A 20,734-nucleotide genomic window follows, 5' to 3' on the forward strand; every position below is an offset into this window, starting at 1 on the left:
GTATTGAGGTTCCGGCGTCAAACCGGGTATCCTTGGTTGTCGCAAAACGCACAGACCTTTTTCGCATGTATTGCGGATACCTGGGAAGCCGTCAAGTTAAGCATTCGTTATTTTTTTCAAAATGGACTTTTGGGAGAGCAACGGCTTGGATTCGGCGCGGAATCTGCCGATCTTGATGGCCAGACTCAGGATATCCTGCGAGGCCCGGCACTTGGGGGCGTGCTTGATGAGCGGCACCTGCCTGCGTACGGCGTCAGGCACGTTGGAGTCGGTATGGACGACGCCCAGGTACCGGATATCCAGGTCGAGGAAGCGCTTGCAGGCCCCGTGCAGCCTGTCGAAGGTCAGCTGGCCTTCCTTGGCGTTGGTGGCCTGATTGACGACCACCAGGAAGTCCGTGATGTTGTGCTGGTTTTTCAGCACCTTGATCACCGCGTAGCCGTCGGTGAGCGAAGTGGGTTCCGGAGTGACCACCAGGATGCGCATGCGCGTCATGGAGGCCAGCGACAGGACGGTCTTGCCGATACCCGCGCCCAGGTCGAAGAGAATGTAGTCGTATTCGCCAAGCACCGTGTTCAGCTTGGTGAAGACCGAATCACGCATGTCCTCGTCGAGTTCCAGAAGCTCGGGGACGCCGCTGGCGGCGGGCAGGAAGTCGAAGCCTCCCGGTTCAACCTGGGCGACCACGTCGGCCGGAGTCACGCCGGGTTTCAGCAGGTCCTGGAGGTTCTTCTCCGGCGACACGCCAAGCAGAACGTCCACGTTGGCCAGCCCGACGTCGAAGTCCATGACCAGCATCTTGTGGTTGGCCCGGTACAGGGCGTAGGCCAGGTTCAGGGCCAGGTTTGTCTTGCCGACGCCGCCCTTGCCCGACAGGATGGAGATGCTCAGCGTGGAGAGGGGATTGACGGGTTCGTGGCTCATATATCCGGCCCTGTGAACAGGAATTGTTTTTCCTGGGCATGAACCAGGGTTGCCTGGGGCGTCTCCAGGAGGTCGGGGATCGGCGCCTTGACGATGCGGTCCTTGCCCTGGGCTTTGGCCTCATAGAGCGCCTTGTCGGCCATGTCCATGAAGCGGTCCACGCTCAGCACCACCTTGCCCTTGGTGCACACCAGCCCGACGGAGCAGGTTGCGCTGATCGGGGTTGAGACACCCTCGCACATCACCTTGCGCGTCTTGGCCTCAGCCAGCACCCGCGAAAGCGTGGTCTCGGCCTGCACGAGGCCCGAGCCGGGCAGGATGAGGGCGAACTCCTCGCCTCCGATGCGCGCGGCGAGGTCGTATCCGCGCTTGTGGCTGAGCAGGGTCCCGGCGGTGGCCGCCAGCACCCGGTCGCCGCAGAGGTGGCCGTACGTGTCGTTGACGGCCTTGAAGTCGTCCAGGTCGATGATGGCCAGGGACAGGCTGGAGCCGCTGCGGTAGGCGCGTTCCAATTCCATCTTCAGGTTCTTTTCGAAGGCGCGTCGGTTGGCGAGTCCGGTCAGGGGGTCGTGGCGGGTCTGGTGGGCCAGTTCCTCCAGGGTGTGCTGGATGCGCGCCAGATGCGGCGTGGGGTCGCCTGTGGCAGGCAGCGCCAGCCAGTGCATGAACTGGCCGTCCTTGGTCATCTCGGCCCATTCGTCCAGGGTCAGCCCGGAACACAGGCGCATGAGGATCAGGCCGTCCCGGCACTCTGGGCCCATGGACGCGCGGTTCACCTTGGCCAAGGCTTCCCGCAGCCTGGAGATCTCTTCCAGTATTACGAGCCGTTCCTCGGCGAGAGTGCTTGGGGAGTCGTTATTTTCCGGCATGGAAGTGCAGGAGGTAATCGCGGATGAAGGTGTCGATGTCGCCGTCGAGGACGGCTTCCACGTTGCCCGCCTCGCTGCCGGTGCGGTGGTCCTTGACCAGACGGTAGGGCTGAAGCGTGTAGGTTCGAATCTGGCTGCCGAAGCCGATGGCGTCCTTGGATTCGTACTCGGCCTGGCGCACGGCCTGCTGCTTCTTGAGCTCCAGATCGTAGAGCCTGGCTTTCAGCACCTTCATGGCGGATTCGCGGTTTCGGTGCTGGCTCTTTTCGTTCTGGCACTGCACCACGATGCCAGAGGGCATGTGGGTGATGCGGATGGCGGAGCTGGTCTTGTTGACGTGCTGTCCGCCTGGGCCGCTGGCCCGGAAGACGTCCACGCGGATGTCCTCCTCCTTCACGTCGATCTGGATGTCCGCCCCGGCGTCCGGGTAGACGTCCACGGAGGCGAAGGAGGTGTGCCTGCGCCCGGAGGAGTCGAAAGGGGATATGCGGATCAGGCGGTGGATGCCTTTCTCGGCCTTGAGAAAGCCGTAGGCGTAAGGGCCGTTGATCTGGAGGGTCACGGACTTCACGCCCGCCTCGTCGCCGTCCAGGAAGTCCAGGATGTCCACGCCGAACTGATGGCGTTCGCACCAGCGGCGATAGAGCCGAAGCAGCATTTCGGCCCAGTCCTGGGCTTCGGTGCCGCCTGCTCCGGGGTGGATTTCCAGAATGGCTCCGGAAGCGTCTTCCGCACCGGAGAGCAGGGTGGCCAGTTCTGCGGCCTCGACCTGCTTGGAGAGCGAGTCGAGCTGGTCTGCCAGGGCCTGGAGCACTTCCTGGGAGGACGAATCCTCCTGGGCCATGACCAGCCACTCGTCCAGGTCCTCGCGGGATTTCTGCAGGGCTTCGTAGTTGGCGACCTTGCCGGAGAGGTCGGCCTTTTCGCGCAGAAAAGGCGTGAGCCGTTCCGGGTTCTGCCAGGAGTCGGGCTTGGAGAGTTCTGCCTCTATGGCTTCCAGGCGCGCGCGTTTGCCTTCCAGGTCAAAGTCGCCCCCAGAGGGAATCGAACTGGTCCTGGAGGTCTTTGGCCTGTGTTTTCAAGTCGGGATACTGCAAGAGTGCCATGGTATTATATGCCGTGCGTGCGTTTTGTTGTGAGCGCCGCCCACGAGAGCAACGCCAGGGCGGCCAGGGCAGCGCCTGCCTCGAGCCAGCCGTGGAGGTGATGGTAGGGGGACGTCCTGGTTATCAGTCCCACTCCGGTGACGGCCACAGCGGCCTTCTGGAACAGCGCGGTTTCGCTGCTCACGCGGCCTTTGGGGTCGATGAGCGCGGTGATGCCGGTGTTGGTGGCGCGCAGCACGAAGCGGTTCTGTTCCACTGCGCGCAGCGTCGCCAGTTCCAGATGCTGCCTGGGGGCGGCGGAGTTGCCGAACCAGGCGTCGTTGGAGATGTTCACCAGCACGTTTGCCCCGGCCGAGACGCGCTCCTGGGCCAGTTCCGGAAAGATCGATTCATAGCAGATGAGCATACCCATGGCAAGGCGGCCAGCCAGCAGGGGGGCTATGTTGTGTCCGGGCGTGAAGGCCCCGACCCCCTGGAGCAGGTCGGAGAGCAGGGGGAAATCCTGACCGAAGGGGGCGTATTCCCCGAAGGGGACCAGATGCTGCTTGTCGTAGAAGCGGGGAGCCGCCTGCGGGCTGAAGAGGTACGCCCGGTTGAAGACCGGCGTCGCCCTGCCCACGCGCTCGAACCCCGGAGCGCCCGAGACCAGAGGCACGCCCGTCTTCTTGACGAAGGCGGTCACCAGCGAGGTTTCCGGGCCGGGTTCCTGCACGAAAAAGGTCAGGGCCGTTTCCGGCCAGAGGTAGACGTCCGGCCTGGAGGAGGCCACGGACAGGCTCAGGTCGACGTAGCTCTGCACCGCCGCCGCAAGGGTTTCGGGGTCCCACTTGATGGCCTGTTCGATATTGCCCTGGATCATGGCCGCGTTGAAGCGACCGTCCTCGGCGATGGGGTTGTCCAGGGACCACAGCCCGTAGCCGCACAGGGCTGCGGCCAGCGCCGCCGCCGCCATGCGCGGGGGAAGCCCCGGACCGGCGAGCCATGCGCCGCACGCCGCCAGGAGGCCGGAAAGGCCGTATGCGCCCACCAGCGTCGCCGCCTGGATGGCCAGCGGCCAGGGAGCCAGCGCGGCGGCCAGGGGAAACCAGGGAAACCCCGTGAAGAGCCAGCCTCGCAACGCTTCCATGGCTGTCCAGGCCAGGCCCGCAAACAGCCCGAGGGCCAGCGGGCGCAGCCCGCGTCCGGCAACGTGGAGCCCCGCGCAGAATACGGCGGGATAAAGCCCCAGCACCATGCCCATGAGGATGGGGCAGGGCACGGCCAGTATCCAGGGCAGAGAACCGTAGTCGTGGACGGGAATGGCTATCCAGTACAAGCTGGCCGACGCTCCCAGGGACCCCGCGAACCACCCGTGCCTGAACGCGCGCTTCGGGCCGGATGCCTGCCGGGCCAGGGCCGCCAGAGTCCACGGAACCACCAGCACCAAAAGCGGCAGTCGGGACACGGGGTTGGCGAAGGCCAGGAAGGACGCGGCTGCGCAGGCGAGGATGAGTCCCCAGGCCGAATCAGGCCGGGACTGACGAATCATCGGGCGTGTCCGCGTCTTGGAGAGGCTCGATAAGCACCCAGCGCACCTGCCGCTTGTCCGCCTCGAGGACGGTGAAGCGGTGGTCGTCGATCTCGAAGAAGTCGCCCTGCCTGGGGACGCGACCGGCCTGTTCGCTCAGAAAGCCGCCCACGGTTTCCACCTGTTCGGACTCCAGGGCGATGGAGAAACGCTCGGCCAGCTCTTCCAGGGGGAAGCGTCCGTGCACCTTCAGTTTGCCGTCTTCCAGCTCCTGGAATTCCGCCGGGCGGGTGGGGTCGTGTTCGTCTTCGATCTCCCCGACGATCTCCTCCAGAACGTCCTCGAAGGTTACCAGCCCCGAAGTGCCGCCGTATTCGTCCAGGGCCACGGCGATGTGAATGCGCCCCTTCTGGAATTCGGAGAGCATGTCCTTCAGGTTCTTGGTTTCGGGAATGTACAGGGGCTTTCGAATCACCTTTTCCAGCGGGGGGGCCTCGGTCTTGGGGTTGACCAGGTACGCGAGCAGATCCTTGGCGTGGACCACGCCGAGGATATGGTCGCGGTTTTCCCTGTAGATGGGGATACGCGAATGGCCGTGCTTGATGATGAGGCGGATGACCTCCTGGATGCCGTCATCTTCGTCGGAACAGATGATGTCCGTCCGGGGGATCATTATGTCCGCCACCTGTTTCTTGCCCAGGCGCAGCACCTTGAGCAGCACAGAAGCGTCTTCCGCGCCTACCTCTCCGTCTTCCTTGGCTGCCTGGATGAGTTCCTCCAGGGGCAGGTCGTTGCGCCCCCGGAAGAATTTGTTCACCAGTGTCCAGAATCGTCCTTCCGATCCGTCGTCCAACTTAAGTCCTCCGTGCGCGCGGCCAGCCGGGCCGTGCGGCTGGTATTATGCGATGCCTTTGTTACGGTACAGTTCCAGGTGCAGCTCGTAGGCCCAGTCGTCCAGTTCCCGGATGCCGAAATCCCGGTCAACTGTGCGCCAGCGAAGCCCCGTCAGCGGCGGATCGTAGGGAACGCCCACCGACGTGAAGGTCATGCCCAGGGACAGTTCCGTTTTCGATTCGCAGTCGTCATAGCATTTGCCCACCCGCATGAGCACGTAGTGGGTCGCGTAGCCGTCCAGGTCGGGGTCGGCCAGGGTGAGCTGGCAATAGTATTGCTGGTTCACGGTGATTTTGTTCGTCTTGGCCCGCAACGCTCCGGGGGAGATCTTCACGCGCAGGCCGCCGCCGGACAGGTTCAGCAGTTCGATGTCATGTCCGCCGCCGCCTCCCTCGTAGAGGGGAGGGCCCCAGGTGTCCGGGCTCCTGGGATCGCCGTCGTGGCGCACCTGATCGTCGGTCCACATGGTGAAGGTCTGCACGTACTTGTCCGGAGGCTCAACGCGCAGGTGCTGGCGGTTCTGGTTGAGTTCCAGGCGAAGGGGGCGAGAGATGCGCAGCTGGACGATGCCGGTTTCCAGCACCTCGTAGGAGTCAATCTCGGAGATGAAGGTGAACGTGGATTGCAGCTTGGGCTGCTCCGGCAGGCGCAGCCTGAAATTCAACTCGAGCGTCCGGCCCACCCATGAAGGGTTGATGGATTTCAGCGAGGACATTTCCAGCAGCAGCCCGTCCTTGCCGACCTCCAGAAGGACGCCGTCCGTTGAGCGCGCCGCGCCCAGGTCGCGGTGGAAGCTCACGCGGACCTTGCTGCGCTGCGTGACGGCTGAGTCCAGCAGCTCCATGATGCGACGGTAGTTGGTGACCCAGGTGATGGGCTGGTCCAGCATCCTCATGCGGGGCTTGCCTGCGAAGGTGTAGGCCAATGAGGTCAGCAGCACGAACGTTCCGAAAAACGCCACCACCACCAGCACGGATTCCAGGGTCACACGACCAGCCAGGATGTCCTCGAACACGCCCGTGAAGAACGAGTCGAGTGACGCCTGGAAGAGGATACTATGGGGGAGGTCGTCCATTGTGCCGGGTCCGCTCGCTACGCTAAATGCGGCCTGTTTTCTTCAGGTGAATTTCCAGGCAGGCCAGGGATGCCGGGGTCACGCCGGAAATCCTGGAGGCCTGCCCCAGGGTCGCGGGTCGGGCTCCGCGCAGCTTCTCGACCACCTCGCGCGAGAGCCCGGCGACTTCCTGATACGCCATATCTGGAGGAAGTTCCAGGTATTCCAGCCGGGATAGCTTCTCGGCCAGTTCGGTCTGGCGTTTGAGGTAGCCGTCGTACTTGGCCAGCGATTCGGCCTCCTGAAGAACGTCATGCGGGAAGCGTTCCAGTTCGGGCCACAGGGGGACCAGATCCTGGATCGCCAGCTGGGGTTGACGCAGCACATCCGCAAGGGACACCGCTTTGCCGGGGATGGCCGCACCCACCGAGGCCAGAAGGTCGCGCGTGGGCGCGTCCGGGCGGATGCGCACGGACTCCAGGCCTTCCATGGCCGCAGCCAGGGCGCTCTCCTTGGCGCGGAACATCGCCCAGTGCGAGTCGTCCACCAGCCCCAGCTCGCGCCCGATGGCCGTCAGGCGCGCGTCGGCATTGCCTTCGCGCAGCAGCAGGCGGTGCTCGGCGCGCGATGTGAACATCCGGTAGGGTTCGCTTGTGCCCTTGGTGACCAGATCATCCACCAGCACGGCCATGTAGGCCTGATCGCGCCGCAAGAGAAACGGCGGACGCCCCGTGAGCGCGCAATACACGTTGAGCGCGGCCCAGAGCCCCTGGGCGGCGGCCTCTTCATAGCCGGAGGTGCCGTTCAGCTGGCCTGCCAGATAGAGTCCGGGCAGGGCCTTTGTCTCAAGTGTCGCTTGAAGTTGTCTAGGGTTGGCGTAGTCGTATTCGATGGCGTAGCCGGGCCGGACGATCTGGGCCTTTTCCAAGCCGGGAACCGTGGCCAGCATGGCCTTCTGGACGCAAAGCGGCAGGCTGGTGGGGATGCCGTTGGGGTAGACTTCCGGGCTGGTAAGACCCTCGGGCTCCACGAAAATCTGGTGGCGTTCCTTTTCGGGGAAACGGGCGACCTTGTCCTCAATGGAGGGGCAATAACGCGCTCCCGTGCCGGTTATGACGCCGGTGAACATGGGGGAGCGGTCGAAGCCGGAGCGGATGGCCTCGTGGGTGGCCGCGTTGGTGTATGTCAGCCAGCAGGGCAGCTGTTCCAGCGGCACGCCGGTGGAGCGGAAGCTGAAGGGCGTTGGCGGGTCGTCGCCGGGCTGGATGAGCATCTGGGAAAAATCGATGGAATCCTTCAGCAGGCGCGGCGTGGTGCCGGTCTTCAGACGGCCCAGTTCGATGCCGAAGGAACGCAGGCTGTCCGAAAGGCCCACTGCCGCCGGGTCGCCCAGGCGTCCGCCCGAAAAGCTGGACAGCCCGATGTGGATGAGTCCCTGCAGAAAGGTCCCCGTGGTCAGGAGCACCGCCTGTGACGGATGGACCTCGCCAAGGGCCGTGGCCACGCCGCAGGCCCGGCCGTTCTCGGCCAGCACGCGCACGGCGATGTCCTGTCGGACCCACAGATTCTTCTGGGCGAAAATGTCGCGCTTGACCACGGACAGGTACATGTCCCGGTCGATCTGGGCGCGGGTGGCCCGCACGGCAGGACCCTTGCGGGTGTTGAGCTGGCGGAACTGGATGCCCGAGGCGTCCGCCCACAGGCCCATCATGCCGCCCAGGGCGTCGATCTCCCGGACCATGTGGCCCTTGGCCAGGCCGCCGATGGCCGGATTGCAGGAGAGGTGCCCGATGCGGTCGGCGTTTATGGTGAGGAGCAGGGTGGCAAGACCCAGCCTGGCCGAGGCCATGGCCGCTTCGCAGCCCGCATGCCCCGCGCCCACGACCACCAGGTCGAAGCGTTCGGGGAAGGGCTCCTTGGCCATACCGGGGCCGGGAAGGGGGGGAGGTTGATCGGACATACGTGTGTTGGGTGAAACGGGCTTCTGGAACGGCTTTCGGCACAAGGCCAGGCGGACGGGCTCCAGGTTGTTCGCGGACCTGTCAGCCCGTCGCCTGAAATAACGCCGGACGGACCGCCGGTGGCCTCGTTTTCCTGAAGCTAGGCTCCTTCCCCGACGCCGAAGAGGGCGGCAGCCACAACCTGGGCGTCACCGATGTTGTTCTTGATGAGGGAGCGCTCGTTGGGCTGGTGGGCGTTGGGAACCCAGGCGGCCCACACTGCGGCGTCCATGCCTGCGCGGCGCAGGTACGCGGCCACGGTGCCGCCGCCCACGCCCATGGGGCGCGGATCGCCGCCGTAGACCGAGCGGATGGCCCCGATCAGGCGGGTGACGATCTCGGCGTCCTTGGGCGTTGCCGGAGCGGCCTGCTCCTTCTGCACGATATGGTACTCGGCGGTCACGCCATAGGTGGCGCAGATATCGCGGCCCATCTCCTCGATGGCCTCGAGCACGTCGTCCAGATCGTACTGGGGCAGCACGCGGCAGTCCATATAGAATACGTCCCGGCCGGGGATAGTGTTCACGTTCTCCACGTTGGCCTCTTTCTTGGTGGGCTGGAACGTGGAGTTGGCGGGCTTGAAGAGCGGGTTGACCGCCGGAAAGCGGTCGTGCAGCTTGGTCAGGCGCAGGATGAAGGCCGCCGTGGCCACCAGGGTGTTCACGCCTTCCTCGGGGGAGGACGCGTGGCACTGCTTGCCTGACAGGGTGATGCGCAGCCAGAGCATGCTCTTTTCGGCCACCTCGACCATCTCGGCGGAGGGGATGCCGAAATCCGGGATGAGGTACAGGTCGTTCTTGCCGAAGATCTCGGGGTGGTTCTTCAGGAGCCAGTCCAGGCCGTACTTGGACCCGTTCTCCTCGTCGGCCACCAGCAGCATGCCGAAGTTCATGGGCGGCACGATGCCGCGCTCCTTGAGCGCCTTGCCCACCAGCAGCGCAGCCACTACGCCCTGGTGGTTGTCCTCTACGCCTCGCCCCACCAGAGCCTCGCCCTCGATGGACAGCTCGAACGGGTCGGTGGCCCACAGGGTCAGGTCGCCCACGGGCACCACGTCCAGATGCGCGATGACCCAGAAGGTGCGGGAGGTGTCCCGACCTGGAATGACGGCCTTGATGCTGGGGCGGTGACCGCAGGAAACGCGGGAGTCCGGCGCCTGGTATTCGGTCACGTCGGTGATTCCCTGGGCTTTCAGCCAAGCCAGCATGGCGTCGGCCTTGAGGCGTTCGCCCTGGCCGCCGTTGTCGGGGCCTATGGCAGGGATGGAGACCAGGGTGCGTTGCAGGTCGATGACCGTGTCCCGGTCAGCGGCGATGTGATCAAGTATGCCGGAAAGCATGGAATTCTCCGAGGGCTGTGTCTCACGGCGCGAAAGTCGCACCTATCGGGTGATCCGTAGCCTTTGGACGGGGAGATGGCAAGGACGTCGTAAACGATTGCATGGCGACATGCGGCGTGAACGACATACACCGCTCCGACCGCTCGGGCCGACTTTCGCCAGAAAGACTGCCCGGACACAAAAAGAAAAGGGCGGGAGCGCAGGCTCCCGCCCGGAGAAAGCAAGTAAGGCGCTTAACGACCGCGAGCGGCGCGCTTGGAGGCCTTCAGCGGGTTGACCTTGACCTTGCCGCCGGTGTCCTTCTCAGCCTTGACGTGAGTGGCGAAGTTGCAGACGTTCTGGCCCCATTTGCGCTCGGGCAGGGGGTAGCTGCTGCAATACTTCACACCTTCAACTTCCTTGGTGCGGTCGCATCCTTCGCACTTTTCCACGATGGGATGGCACTCGACGCCGTTTACCATATAGCTCATTGATCTATCCTCCGTTCACGCCCCTGTGGGCGATACGATTCTAGCCGTTTGGAACCGCGATCTCTTTCATCATTAAGCGGCTTCTGTCAAGCCCCGCGCGCCCATTTCCTGACGGAATCCATCTCTTTGACCAGTCCAGGCCAGTCGATGGTGGAAAACCGTCCGTCCCGGTACAGCACGCGCCCCCCGGCCATGGTCATGCGGACCTCACCGCCCGTGGCAGAATAGGCCAGATGCGACACGATGGAGTGGGGCGGTTGGAGGTTGGGGGCGTCCCCGCGCAGGGCGATCATGTCGGCCTTCATGCCGGGCGCGATGCTCCCCACCCCTTGGAGCCCAAGGGCCGCCGCCCCGTCGCGCGTGGCCATGTCCAGCACGGCCTGTGCGGGCAGGGCGGTGGGGTCCAGCCCGCGCACCTTGGCCATGAGGGCAGCAGCGCCCATCTCCGCGAACATGTTCAGGCAGTTGTTGCTGGCCGCGCCATCCGTGCCCAGACCCACGGTGACTCCAGCCGCGCGCATGGCTGCCACGGGAGCCATGCCCGAAGCAAGCTTCATGTTGCTGCGCGGATTGTGGGACACCGCCGCACCGCGTTGGGCCAGAAGCGCGATCTCCGCCTCAGTGACGTCCACGCCGTGGGCGATGAGCAGGCCGGGGCGCAGGAGGTCGAGATCTTCGAGGATCTCCACGGGACGCCTGCCGAAGCGCTCCAGGCACATGGCCGTCTCGACGGCGCTCTCGGCGGCGTGCAGGGTGAGGGTCAGGCCGTTGTCGCACGCCAGCCCGTCCAGTCGCTTCAGCGTCTGTGCGCCCGTGGCATAGACCGAATGGGCCACCAGACATTGGCTCAGAAGCTCCCGCCCGGCGCAGAATTCCCCCAGCGCGGCGACCTTCCCGAAGGCCTGGTCGATGGTCTTGTAGGAGGCGTTGGGGGTGTCGAACACGCCCTCGCCAAGAACCGCCCGCATGCCCACTGTGTCCACGGCGCGGGCCACGGCCTCCTCGAAAACGTAGAGGTCGCAGAAGGTGGTGGTTCCCCCGGCCAGCATCTCCGCGCAGGCCAGTTGCGTCCCCAGGGAAACTATCTCCGGGGTCAGCCGGGCTTCGGCGGGCCAGATGTGCCCGGTCAGCCATTCCATCAGGGGCAGGTCGTCCTCCAGGCCGCGAAACACTGTCATGGCGGCGTGGGTGTGGGTGTTGACCAGCCCGGGAAGCACGATGTCGCCGGAAAGATCGATGGTCTCGTCCGCCTGGATGCGCGGCGTTTCGCTCCAGGGGGCAACAGCGGTGATGACTCCGTCGTCGATGGCCACGGCGGTGTCGGACAGGACGCGCCGGTCGTCGTCCTGGGTGACCAGGGTGCCAGCGCGAAGGAGGGTGCCGCAACGGGCGGGAAAGTTGGTGGGCATGGGCGGGGTCATGCCATGCGGGGCCGGGAAGTCAAGTTCCGACTTGCGGCGCGTCGCAAAAAAAGGAAAACTGATGACTTATGCGTTCAAAATCTCTCGGTCCCTTTCAGTCTCTCGCGACACTGGCCTTGGGAATCGCCCTATTCGATCCGTACCGCTCCAGCCTGCCGGGGTTGAGCATGCCTTTGCTCGCCGTAGCGTTTCTCGCGAATCTGCAACTGGTCAAGATAGTATATTTCAAAGGCCAGCCCGGATCGCTGGCCAGAAAACGCGCTATGGGGCATTTCGACAAGCTTGCTCAAGTTGTGATCCTGATGTGCGTGGCCTTTCTTGTCAGGATGGGCGGAGAGCTCGGAGCGTCGTACTTTCAGCATGCCGCGCAGGCCCTGGCCGACCCGCTGCCCCTGAACGCCATGGAGGGGCGCGAGACGGTCAAAGCCTGGTTCCTGGCCCAGGGCCACAACATCTACCCCTCCATGCAGTCGCATCCGTTCCTGGTCACCATTTATCCTCCGGTGTACCACGCCGCCATCGCGACCATGTCCCTGCTGACAGGCTGGAGTATCGCTGCCGGGCGGCTGGTGAGCCTGGGCAGCTTCCTGGGGCTCTCCCTGCTGGTCGGCTGGTGGACCTATGCGGCCACGCGTTCGCGTCTGGCAGCTGCCGCAATTGTGCTGCTCACGCTGTTCGATCCCGTTCTGGCTGAATGGAGCCTGCACGCGCGGCCAGACATGCTGGCCTGGTTGCTGGCCCTGGCCGGAGCCTGGGCCTTCTGGTCCGCCTTCCGGTGCGAAGACCGCAGCGATCGGTTGGCTCTGGCAGCGGGCGTACTGCTCTGTCTGGCCTGCTTCACCAAGCAGCAGGCCCTTCCGTATCTGCTGGGATGCGCCGTGTGGGGCCTGGGAAAAGGCAGGGCAGGTCTGCGCCCGGTGCTGGCGATGGGCGTCTGCGCGGCAGCGCTCGGAGCCGCGCTGACAGGTCTGCTGGAGTTCTCCAGCGGCGGCCACTTCCTGCGCGACGTGGCCCTGTATCCCAAGCTGATGGGGGCGTTGCCGGGCGTTTCCACCATGGACAACCTGATCACCCGGCTCTTGCAGGTCTGGGACAGGTACGCCGTGCTCTGGACGCTCTTTGCGGCCTACCTGGGCTGGGCGGCCTGGAACCGCCGCTGGGACCTGCCCGCCGTGCTGACGGTGGTGAACGCGGCGTTCATGGTCAAACTGCTGGCCTCCTGGGGCGCGGACGTCAACTACGCCTTCGGGGCCGTCCTCGCGGCCCTGTTGGCCGTGGGGCTTCTGCTGGGGGCGGTCGCCAGATCACGCCCTTACGGAATGGCCGCTGTCTTCGCGCTCCTGTTCCTGTGGTTGCCTAGGCCCTCCGGGCATGCTGAACAGAAGGCGGCGGACCTGTCCGGCCTCATGGGGCTCTCCGGATCGATTCTGGTCAATACCGAGGGCGGGCATCTGTTCCTGAACGAGGCTCCCGGCAGGGACGTGACCTTCTTTGACGGCATCGAGACGCAGCTTTACGAGCAGGCCGGGCTCTGGCGCGCAGGCGAATCCGCCCTGGTCCAGGACATTCGGGACCGCCGCTTCGACCGGCTGGTGTTCTACGGTGACTTCCTGCCGCCGGGAGTGGCCGACTCCGCAACGATTTTCTATGAGACGGTTGGACACCAGAACCACTATGCCGTGTTCAAACCCGCTTCAGCCGGGCTGATCGCCGCGCTCGCCCCTTCCGGCCACAGCCATGTGAGCGGGCAGGGCAGGGCGATGCAGAACGGCCTGTCCACCCTGAACGCCGAGACAGAAGGACTGGCCCCGCTTGACCGCAAGCATCCAGGCGTGCTGCGCTTCAGGCTGGAGGGAGACAGGCCGCTCAGTGCCGTGCAGGCAACGCTTTCGTTGCGTGTGGACCCCAAGGACCCTGCCAGTTCGGCGCGCTGTACGCTCGTGGACGTGGACGGACGCACCCTGGCGGACTCGGTCGCGCCGCGCGAGGGGCGTTCAGAAGTGGAGTTGAAGGCCGACGTGCCCGGCAACGTGGTGGAGCTTCTGATCGAACTCAGCGGCAACGCCTGGGTGGAAACCAAATACGGCATGCTGGCTGTTCTGCGCGCCTCCTACTGAGCCCCGGCCAGCGACCGAGTGCCCCCAGAGAACCATGGGGGCTCATAAGCCTTATGAACGAATTCTGAAGTGGCAACGCTAGAAGAACGCCATTCCATCCCTGACCCAGAGCTGCGCCCACGGGCCTGTGAGCGTCACGCGCAGCATGATGGGCTTGTCGCGGTCCAGGCAGAGCAGCGGCACGGACCAGCGGGCGCTGATGGGAGACCACTCGCCCGCCTTCCCGGCAAGCCTGGCAAGCGGGACGGCCTTGCCCTTTTCGCCCCCCTTGAGCGCCGCAACCTCCACGGAACTGTCCGCCCCGCTGACCCTGGGGAAAAACGTCAGGGACTCGCCGGAAGCCTGCACCTCGAAAATGAACGTCTGGGATGCCATCCCCTCGGCCACGGTGTACAGGCTCCAGCCGGGTGTGTCGGTAGATTCCAGGCGGGGGCCGCCGGGCGAGACGGACAGCAGGCGCTGGGGCGGCGCGCCCTGAAGGAATCCCTGGTCCAGGCCCTGCACCAGGGCGGACTGCCCCCCCACAGGCAGCCCGAGGCAACCCAGCCGCTGGTAGTGGCTGCGCAGCCCCCACCACGCGGGATCTCGCCCCATGAGGTGGATAAGCAGCGCGGCATTTATCAGCAGGGGAAATAAAGCGTATTTCCAAAAGGTTCGCATGCAAATGGACAAGTAAAAATCTCCAGATTTTTCGATATGATGGCTGCACTGCCGCTTGACTCGTGGACAAATATCGCGTAGCGCCGCGACGGTATCGATATCAAATCAGGAGAGAGCTGTCATGGACCTGCGCGCCCTCATTCGCGATATCAAGGATTTCCCCAAGCCCGGCATCGTTTTTCTGGACATCACCCCGCTGCTCGGCGACGGCCCGGCATTCCGGCATGCCATCGACACCATGGCCGAACGCTACAAGGACTGCGGCGCTACCAAGATCGTCTGCGCCGAAGCGCGGGGCTTCATTTTCGGAGCCGCCCTGGCCTACAAGATGGGCCTCGGTTTCGTGCCCGTGCGCAAGCCCGGCAAGCTGCCCTGGAAAACCACCTCCGTCACTTATGACCTGGAGTACGGCACGGACACCCTGTGCATGCACGAAGACGCCCTGCTGAAAGGCGAGAAGGTCCTGGTGATCGATGACGTGCTGGCCACTGGCGGCACGTTGCAGGGGATGCTCAAGCTGATGGAGGTCTTCGGGGCGGAGATCGTGGCCATCGGCGTCCTGATCGAGCTTGGATTCCTCAACGGACGCGACAAGCTGGGCGAGCTGCCCTTCGACAGCATCATTCAGATCAGCTGACGCTTGGGCAGATCAGCTGACGCGTTCGATCCCGCAAGAAATCACCACGAATACGGAACAGACATGAAAATAGGCATCATCGGCGGCAGCGGACTGGATAATCCCGACATCCTGGAAAACCCGGTCGACGGCGAGGTGGATACCCCCTACGGCAAGCCCAACTCCACGCTGCGCCACGGCAAGATCAAGGGGCGCGATGTGGCGCTCCTGGCGCGCCATGGCCGCGCTCACACCTGCCCGCCCACCTGGGTGAACTACCGCGCCAACATCTGGGCGCTCAAGAATGTGGGCTGCACGCACATCCTGGCCACCACTGCGGTCGGCTCCCTCAAGGCTGAGATCGGCAGGGGCGATCTTGTGGTGCTGGACCAGTTCATCGACTTCACGCGCCATCGCCCGGTCACTTTCCACGAGCAGTTCGAGCCCCATTGCCCCGTGCACACCCCCATGGCCGACCCCTTCGACGAAGATCTGCGCCAGCGCCTGATCCAGGCCTGCGCGAAGTTCGGCTATGCCCACCACCCCAAGGGGACCGTCATCACCATCGAGGGGCCGCGCTTCTCCACCAGGGCAGAATCCAACATGTTCCGCATGTGGGGTGCGGATGTCATCAACATGAGTGTGGCCACCGAGGCCATCCTGGCCGCCGAGGCAGGAGTGCCCTACGCGGCCGTGGCCATGTCCACGGATTACGACTGCTGGAAGACCGACGAGCCTCCCGTCACCTGGGAGGACATCCTGCATATCTTCAAGCAGAACGCGGAAAAGGTGACGGACGTGCTCATCGAGGTTATATCCGTCCTGTAGCCGCAAAATCGCGCCGTATCATCGCGCGCATCGATTCGGGACGCCATGCGGCACGGGCAGCATGGCGTCTTTTTTTTCGGCACGCACTTACGGGAGCGTTCGCATGAATACATTCACGAAGAAACCCGCTTGCCTGGTTGTGCACGGTTTCGGGGGAACACCCTTCGAGGTGGCCCCCGTGGCCGAGGCGCTCACGGCGTCCGGCTATCCGGTCCTCATGCCGACCCTGCCGGGCCACGGCACCACAGTGGAAGACTGGAGCCGCACCGGCTGGCAGGATTGGCTTGATTCTCTCAGCGCGGAGTACCGGCAGTTGGAAACGCAGCACGGCAAGGTGTTCGTGATGGGCCTGTCCATGGGGGGGAGCCTGTGCCTGGCACTGGCCCAACGCTTCAAGCCCGCCGGCGTGGTGACCATCGCCTCCCCGGTCTATCTGTATCGGTTCCTGCCGCCCGAAGCCACGGACTGGAGGCTGCCGCTGACCGGACTGCTCCACAAGTTCCGCCCCCTCTGGCCTTCCAAGCCGAAGACCGCAGAATCCAGGCGCATCGCTCCCTGGGAGGGCTATGAAGAGCATGTGGCCCTGGGGCCTTTGGGCAGTTTTCTGACCGGACTGAGGGAGGTGCGGCGCAATCTGGGGAAGATTACCGCGCCGCTTTTGGGGATTCATTCCCCGAAGGATCGGCACGTGCCGCTCGCCAACCTCTGGGAGATAACCGGGAAGGCCGGTTCCTCCGAGCGTCAGGCGGTGCTGCTGGCCATCCGGGAGAACGTCACCAAGCATCATCTGCTGACAACGCATGAGGAAACCCGCGACCGCGTGGCGCAACTGTGCGTGTCCTTCGCGGACAGGTGGGCTTAGCCGCCGGGGTCACTTCTCGTGTTGCGTCCTCAAAATTCGTCCATACGGATTTTCAAGACAAACAGCAAAAACCATTTGTTTTAATTTGAAAAACATATCCATGTTTTTCAAAATCGCGACACTAGCCAAGCCCCAGGACGATCCGGGTCGCGTTGAGCAGGGCCTGTATGTCCAGCGGCTTGGTCACGTATTCGTCCATGCCAGCCTTCAGGCACATCTCCCGGTCGCCCTTCATGGCGTGCGCGGTCATGGCAATGATGATCTGGCGCGGCCTGCCGGGAGATTCCCGCTCCATTTCCCTGACGGCCCTGGTCGCTGAGAGGCCGTCCATCACCGGCATCTGGATGTCCATGAATACGACGTCGAAACCGCCGTTTTCCAGTGCTTCCAGCGCCTGTCGGCCATCAAGCGCGACGCTCACGCTCATGCCGAGCTTTTCCAGCATGAGCTTGGCCGTAAGCCGGTTGATGGAATCGTCCTCCACCAAGAGCGCGCGCAGCGGGGGCAGGGGAGGACCGTCGCATTTCGGCAAGCGCGGGTTGTCAGGCCTTACGATGGGACAGATGTCAGAGACCGGGACGCTGATGGCGAACTGCGATCCTGCTCCCGGCTCGCTGCTGACGCAGATCGATCCGCGCATCATAAGGACCAGCTTCTTCACGATGGAAAGCCCCAGCCCGACGCCTCCGAATTGGCGGGTAAGCGAACCCTCTGCCTGGACGAAAGGTTCGAAGATGCTGCCCTGTTTCTCTTCGGCGATGCCGATGCCCGTGTCCGAAACCATCATCACGAGTTTCTGCTTTCCGGCCGGTCCGCAGAGGAAAGCGCTCAGGCGCACTTCTCCACCGACATTGGTGAACTTGAAGGCATTGCCGATCAGGTTGAAGAGCATCTGGCGCACGCGCACTTCATCAAGCGATACTGCCGTCTGATCGAGCTCCGGGTCGATCTCGACGAGCAGGTGCAGGCCAAGCCCGTCGGCCTCCAGGGCGTAAACGTCCACAGCCTTTCGGAAAAGTTCCGCGACGTTGATATGGCTCGGCTGCACGCGGAGGTTGCCCGCCTCGATGCGGGCCAGGTCCAGAAGATCATTCAGCACGCCAAGGAGCTGTTTTGCCGAATACGCCGCCGTTTCGATGTACTCCGCCTGTTCCACGGAGGGAGCCGCGTGCATCAGCGCGTCGAGCATGCCCATGATGCCGTTCAGGGGGGTGCGAACTTCGTGACTGATGTTGGCCAGAAATTCGCTCTTGGCCATGTCGGCGGCTTCCGCCCTGGTCTTGGCCTCCTGCAGGGCCAGTTGCTGGTTGATGCGCACGGTGATGTCGATGCAGCAGCCGATGTACCCGGCGTATTCTCCCTGAGGACCGCGAAGCGGCCTTCCCAGGTCCGTGACCCAGCGCCACTCGCCGTCGGCGCGCAGCATCCGGTAGGAGATCTCGAAGGGCTGGCGCGCGGCCACTTTTTCGCGGATGCGATCCATGCTGGACGGGAGATCGTCGGGATGGACCCTGTCCATCCAGCCGTCCGAAAGTTCGTTGGCCAGGGATGATCCGGAGAATTCCAGCCAGGTGCGGTTGAAGTAGTCGCGCGTGCCGGTCGTGTCCGCCCGCCATGTCAGCGCGGGGAAATCTTCCAGGACGGCCAGGCGGAAGTCGAGCGGGTCGTGCGACTGTTTGCGGTATTTCCCCAGGTGCTTCTGGGTTTCGCGCCGCTGCGGCGCCTCACGTTCCAGCAATTGGCTGGCCTGGACAAGATCTTCCTCGCGCCGCATCTTCCCGCTGACCTCTTCAGCCATGACCAGATAGGTTTCCCCGCCGGGTGAGGCGTCGGGCAGCCTGGAGAGTGTGAGTTTCAGCCACGGGGGGCACTTGTCACGACCTGGAGCGCATTGCAGGACCACGCTGCGGGATGAGCCCTCCGGGGTGCTGTCCAGCAAGGCGGTTTCCATCGCGAAGAGGGGGATTTCGCTCGGAAGGAGGAGTTCGGTAATGGGAAAACCCTCGGGCAGCGCAATCGGTGAGACGAGTTCCCTGAATTGGCGGTTGACGTGGCGAATGACCCCGGACTTGTCGAGGACGGCGTAGCCCAGCGGGGCATTTTCGAACACGGCGGTGAAGAGCGAGAGGTCGCTTTGAAGTTCGCCGTTTTGTATCTCAAGTTCTTTCTTCATGCCCAATCCACGATTCCGGGTTCCAGTTGCGCCGTATTGATGCTCCGGCAAGGGGGGAGCGGATAAAGAGAGGACATGTAAATATCCCTTCCAGAGCTGAAACTGTCAAGAAACCTTTCCTACAAAACGCAAAGAACCGGCGAAAGCCGGTTCTTTGGTGATCGTGTCACCAAGGAAAAAGAATGATGACAGACAGTTTCAACTGCTTGGCGCATCGCCCGGAGAGCAGCTGCCCCACCCAGATCAACAGGCGGTCTTCTGCTTCTTCTTGTCTTCCATCATGAGCTTGTAGTTCACGGAATCTTCCAGAGCCTGCCAGCTGGCCTGGATGATGTTGTGGGAAACGCCCACGGTGGTCCAGGTATTCAGCTGGTCGCCGGTGGTGAGCAGGACGCGCACGTGCGATGCCGTTCCGGTGTCGTGCTTGGTTTTCGCGTTAAGCACGCGGACCTTGAAGTCCAGCAGGCGCATCTCCGCGATTTTCGGGTAGAAGCGCGAGAGGGCCTTGCGCAAGGCGTTGTCCAGGGCGTTGACCGGGCCAAGTCCGACTGAGGCGGTATGCTCCACGTGTCCGCCTACTTGGACCATGATGGTTGCCTCGGCCAGCGGCTCCTCGCAGTCAGCCTGCTTCCAGTCCAGCACGCGGTACTTCACCAGCGAAAAATAGCGGCGGGACAGGCCCAGCGCGCGGCGCATGAGCAGCTCGAAGGATGCTTCGGCGGCAGAGTACTCGAATCCCTGGGCTTCCTTCTCCTTCACCTCGCGCAGGATCTCCAGCACCTCGGGAGAGCCCTTCTCCATGGCGATGCCGTATTCCTTGGCCTTGAACAGGATGTTGGACTGTCCGGCCATGTCCGAGAGCACCACCTGGCGGACGTTGCCCACCTTCTCGGGCTGGGTGTGCTCGTAGAGCATGGAGTTCTTGGCCACGGCGGCCACGTGCACTCCTGCCTTGTGGGTGAAGGCGGACTCGCCCACATAGGGCTGGCGCGCGAAGGGGACCTTGTTGGCCACCTCGTCGATGAAACGGGAGGCTTCGGTCAGCAGGGCGAGGTTGCCGGGGGGCAGTGCGCGCTTCTTGAGCTTGAGCTCCAGCGTGGGGATGATGGAGCAGAGGTTGGCGTTGCCGCAGCGTTCGCCGAATCCGTTCATGGTGCCCTGAATCTGCACCGCGCCCGCCTGGATGGCCATGAGGGAGTTGGCAACGGCCATGTCCGTGTCGTTGTGGGCGTGGATGCCGATCTTAGCCAGGGGGATGGCCTTCATCACGGCGTCGCAGATCCTGCGGATGTCGCAGGGCAGGGTGCCGCCGTTGGTGTCGCACAGGACCAGGACGTCTGCGCCGCCATGATGGGCGCGCCTGAGCGCTTCCAGGGCGTATTCACGGTTGGCGCGGAAGCCGTCGAAGAAATGTTCCGCGTCGAAGAAGAGCTCCTGGCAGTTGGGCTTGAGAAAGGCCAGGGAGTTCTCGATCAGCTCCAGGTTGCGCGGCGGTTCGATGCGCAAAGCCTCGGTGACGTGGAGATCCCAGGCTTTGCCGAAGATGGTCAGCACCGGGCTGCGGCTGGCCACCAGCCCTTTCAGGTTGGGGTCGGTTTCCGGCGTGTTCTTGGCGTTGTGCGTGGAACCGAAGGCCGCGATGCGCGAGTGCTTGAGGGGGTGCCCCTGGATGTCCTCGAAAAAACGCTTGTCTGTGGGGTTGGAGCCGGGCCAGCCGCCCTCGATGTAGTCAACGCCCAGTTCGTCGAGCTTGAGCGCGATGCGCATCTTGTCCTCGGCCGTGAGGTTGATGTCCACGGCCTGGGCCCCGTCGCGCAGAGTTGTGTCGTATATCTGTACCTTGTCCATATTCTTCCCGGCGTCGCCATGGTGAGGACGGACCAGCGATCCGGCA

The 20,734-nt window shown here is 63.9% G+C and carries 17 protein-coding genes; 4 read left to right on the top strand and 13 right to left on the bottom strand.

The annotated features are described in order from the left end of the window. Positions 1-96: 96 nt before the first annotated feature. From G453_RS0103850 to G453_RS0103895, 10 genes are all read right to left on the bottom strand, one after another. On the bottom strand, positions 97-924 hold the full coding sequence (locus tag G453_RS0103850) for a MinD/ParA family protein (protein WP_027189980.1): 828 nt from the start codon (positions 922-924) through the stop codon (positions 97-99). Next, positions 921-1,793, bottom strand: a complete 873-nt coding sequence (locus G453_RS22225) for a GGDEF domain-containing protein (protein WP_043644349.1) — start codon at positions 1,791-1,793, stop codon at positions 921-923. Before G453_RS22225 ends, G453_RS0103850 begins: the two co-directional genes overlap by 4 nt. Continuing rightward, a protein-coding gene (prfB, locus tag G453_RS0103860; protein WP_156920793.1) for a peptide chain release factor 2 occupies positions 1,780-2,899 on the bottom strand; the annotation gives its coding sequence in 2 pieces (ribosomal slippage) (positions 1,780-2,817 and positions 2,819-2,899; 1,119 coding nt in all). The genes G453_RS22225 and prfB overlap by 14 nt, the downstream gene beginning before the upstream one ends. A 4-nt stretch (positions 2,900-2,903) precedes the next feature. After that, entirely contained in the window at positions 2,904-4,427 is a 1,524-nt protein-coding gene (gene lnt / locus G453_RS0103865; protein WP_027189982.1) for an apolipoprotein N-acyltransferase, read from the bottom strand. Continuing rightward, entirely contained in the window at positions 4,405-5,259 is an 855-nt protein-coding gene (locus G453_RS0103870; protein WP_027189983.1) for a hemolysin family protein, read from the bottom strand. Before G453_RS0103870 ends, lnt begins: the two co-directional genes overlap by 23 nt. A 45-nt stretch (positions 5,260-5,304) precedes the next feature. Further along, on the bottom strand, positions 5,305-6,375 hold the full coding sequence (locus G453_RS0103875) for a hypothetical protein (protein ID WP_027189984.1): 1,071 nt from the start codon (positions 6,373-6,375) through the stop codon (positions 5,305-5,307). A 22-nt stretch (positions 6,376-6,397) separates the two neighbouring features. Then, positions 6,398-8,278: a tRNA uridine-5-carboxymethylaminomethyl(34) synthesis enzyme MnmG gene (mnmG, locus tag G453_RS0103880; RefSeq protein ID WP_027189985.1), complete on the bottom strand. Its 1,881-nt coding sequence runs from the start codon at positions 8,276-8,278 to the stop codon at positions 6,398-6,400. 176 nt (positions 8,279-8,454) lie between these two features. Beyond that, positions 8,455-9,693 (bottom strand): M20 family metallo-hydrolase, encoded by a 1,239-nt coding sequence (locus tag G453_RS0103885; protein ID WP_027189986.1) that lies wholly within the window; start codon positions 9,691-9,693, stop codon positions 8,455-8,457. A gap of 233 nt (positions 9,694-9,926) precedes the next feature. Beyond that, positions 9,927-10,163 carry a PxxKW family cysteine-rich protein gene (locus G453_RS0103890; RefSeq protein ID WP_027189987.1) on the bottom strand — a complete coding sequence of 79 codons (237 nt, stop codon included), beginning with the start codon at positions 10,161-10,163 and terminating at the stop codon, positions 9,927-9,929. An 86-nt stretch (positions 10,164-10,249) separates the two neighbouring features. Beyond that, positions 10,250-11,572, bottom strand: a complete 1,323-nt coding sequence (locus G453_RS0103895; protein ID WP_027189988.1) for an amidohydrolase — start codon at positions 11,570-11,572, stop codon at positions 10,250-10,252. A 179-nt stretch (positions 11,573-11,751) separates the two neighbouring features. Between G453_RS0103895 and G453_RS0103900 the strand changes: the two genes are divergently transcribed. After that, the gene (locus G453_RS0103900) at positions 11,752-13,701 is read left to right on the top strand and encodes a hypothetical protein (RefSeq protein ID WP_156920794.1); all 1,950 of its coding nucleotides are present in this window, start codon (positions 11,752-11,754) and stop codon (positions 13,699-13,701) included. Between the two features lie 78 nt (positions 13,702-13,779). Here G453_RS0103900 and G453_RS0103905 read toward each other — a convergent pair whose 3' ends face one another. Then, on the bottom strand, positions 13,780-14,361 hold the full coding sequence (locus tag G453_RS0103905) for a hypothetical protein (RefSeq protein ID WP_027189990.1): 582 nt from the start codon (positions 14,359-14,361) through the stop codon (positions 13,780-13,782). Positions 14,362-14,482: 121 nt separating this feature from the next. Here G453_RS0103905 and G453_RS0103910 point away from each other — a divergent pair, with 121 nt between their 5' ends. The 3 genes from G453_RS0103910 to G453_RS22230 all read left to right on the top strand — a co-directional run bounded on the left by G453_RS0103910 (position 14,483) and on the right by G453_RS22230 (position 16,667). Next, positions 14,483-14,998: an adenine phosphoribosyltransferase gene (locus G453_RS0103910; protein WP_027189991.1), complete on the top strand. Its 516-nt coding sequence runs from the start codon at positions 14,483-14,485 to the stop codon at positions 14,996-14,998. Between the two features lie 63 nt (positions 14,999-15,061). Continuing rightward, on the top strand, positions 15,062-15,805 hold the full coding sequence (gene mtnP / locus G453_RS0103915; RefSeq protein WP_027189992.1) for an S-methyl-5'-thioadenosine phosphorylase: 744 nt from the start codon (positions 15,062-15,064) through the stop codon (positions 15,803-15,805). Between the two features lie 103 nt (positions 15,806-15,908). Further along, positions 15,909-16,667, top strand: a complete 759-nt coding sequence (locus tag G453_RS22230) for an alpha/beta hydrolase (RefSeq protein WP_043644352.1) — start codon at positions 15,909-15,911, stop codon at positions 16,665-16,667. Positions 16,668-16,788: 121 nt separating this feature from the next. On the opposite strand, the gene G453_RS22235 is transcribed toward G453_RS22230, so the two are convergent. Together G453_RS22235 and cimA are read right to left on the bottom strand one after the other, a co-directional pair. Beyond that, positions 16,789-18,840, bottom strand: coding sequence for a hybrid sensor histidine kinase/response regulator (locus tag G453_RS22235; RefSeq protein WP_051271608.1), 2,052 nt, complete (start codon positions 18,838-18,840; stop codon positions 16,789-16,791). A 243-nt stretch (positions 18,841-19,083) separates the two neighbouring features. Further along, entirely contained in the window at positions 19,084-20,688 is a 1,605-nt protein-coding gene (cimA, locus tag G453_RS0103930) for a citramalate synthase (RefSeq protein WP_027189993.1), read from the bottom strand. Positions 20,689-20,734: the final 46 nt, after the last annotated feature.

Origin of the sequence: Fundidesulfovibrio putealis DSM 16056, assembly GCF_000429325.1 — a bacterium.
GTDB lineage: Bacteria > Desulfobacterota > Desulfovibrionia > Desulfovibrionales > Desulfovibrionaceae > Fundidesulfovibrio > Fundidesulfovibrio putealis.

Excerpts from the sequence above, each read along its gene's own strand:
- G453_RS0103885 (WP_027189986.1), bottom strand. The coding sequence starts at position 9,693 with ATGCTTTCCGGCATACTTGATCACATCGCCGCTGACCGGGACACGGTC.
- G453_RS0103900 (WP_156920794.1), top strand. The coding sequence starts at position 11,752 with ATGCCTTTGCTCGCCGTAGCGTTTCTCGCGAATCTGCAACTGGTCAAG.
- G453_RS22225 (WP_043644349.1), bottom strand. The coding sequence starts at position 1,793 with ATGCCGGAAAATAACGACTCCCCAAGCACTCTCGCCGAGGAACGGCTC.
- G453_RS0103905 (WP_027189990.1), bottom strand. The coding sequence starts at position 14,361 with ATGCGAACCTTTTGGAAATACGCTTTATTTCCCCTGCTGATAAATGCC.
- mtnP (WP_027189992.1), top strand. The coding sequence starts at position 15,062 with ATGAAAATAGGCATCATCGGCGGCAGCGGACTGGATAATCCCGACATC.
- G453_RS0103875 (WP_027189984.1), bottom strand. The coding sequence starts at position 6,375 with ATGGACGACCTCCCCCATAGTATCCTCTTCCAGGCGTCACTCGACTCG.
- G453_RS0103850 (WP_027189980.1), bottom strand. The coding sequence starts at position 924 with ATGAGCCACGAACCCGTCAATCCCCTCTCCACGCTGAGCATCTCCATC.
- G453_RS22235 (WP_051271608.1), bottom strand. The coding sequence starts at position 18,840 with ATGAAGAAAGAACTTGAGATACAAAACGGCGAACTTCAAAGCGACCTC.
- mnmG (WP_027189985.1), bottom strand. The coding sequence starts at position 8,278 with ATGGCCAAGGAGCCCTTCCCCGAACGCTTCGACCTGGTGGTCGTGGGC.
- cimA (WP_027189993.1), bottom strand. The coding sequence starts at position 20,688 with ATGGACAAGGTACAGATATACGACACAACTCTGCGCGACGGGGCCCAG.
- G453_RS0103895 (WP_027189988.1), bottom strand. The coding sequence starts at position 11,572 with ATGCCCACCAACTTTCCCGCCCGTTGCGGCACCCTCCTTCGCGCTGGC.
- G453_RS0103910 (WP_027189991.1), top strand. The coding sequence starts at position 14,483 with ATGGACCTGCGCGCCCTCATTCGCGATATCAAGGATTTCCCCAAGCCC.
- G453_RS22230 (WP_043644352.1), top strand. The coding sequence starts at position 15,909 with ATGAATACATTCACGAAGAAACCCGCTTGCCTGGTTGTGCACGGTTTC.
- G453_RS0103890 (WP_027189987.1), bottom strand. The coding sequence starts at position 10,163 with ATGAGCTATATGGTAAACGGCGTCGAGTGCCATCCCATCGTGGAAAAG.
- lnt (WP_027189982.1), bottom strand. The coding sequence starts at position 4,427 with ATGATTCGTCAGTCCCGGCCTGATTCGGCCTGGGGACTCATCCTCGCC.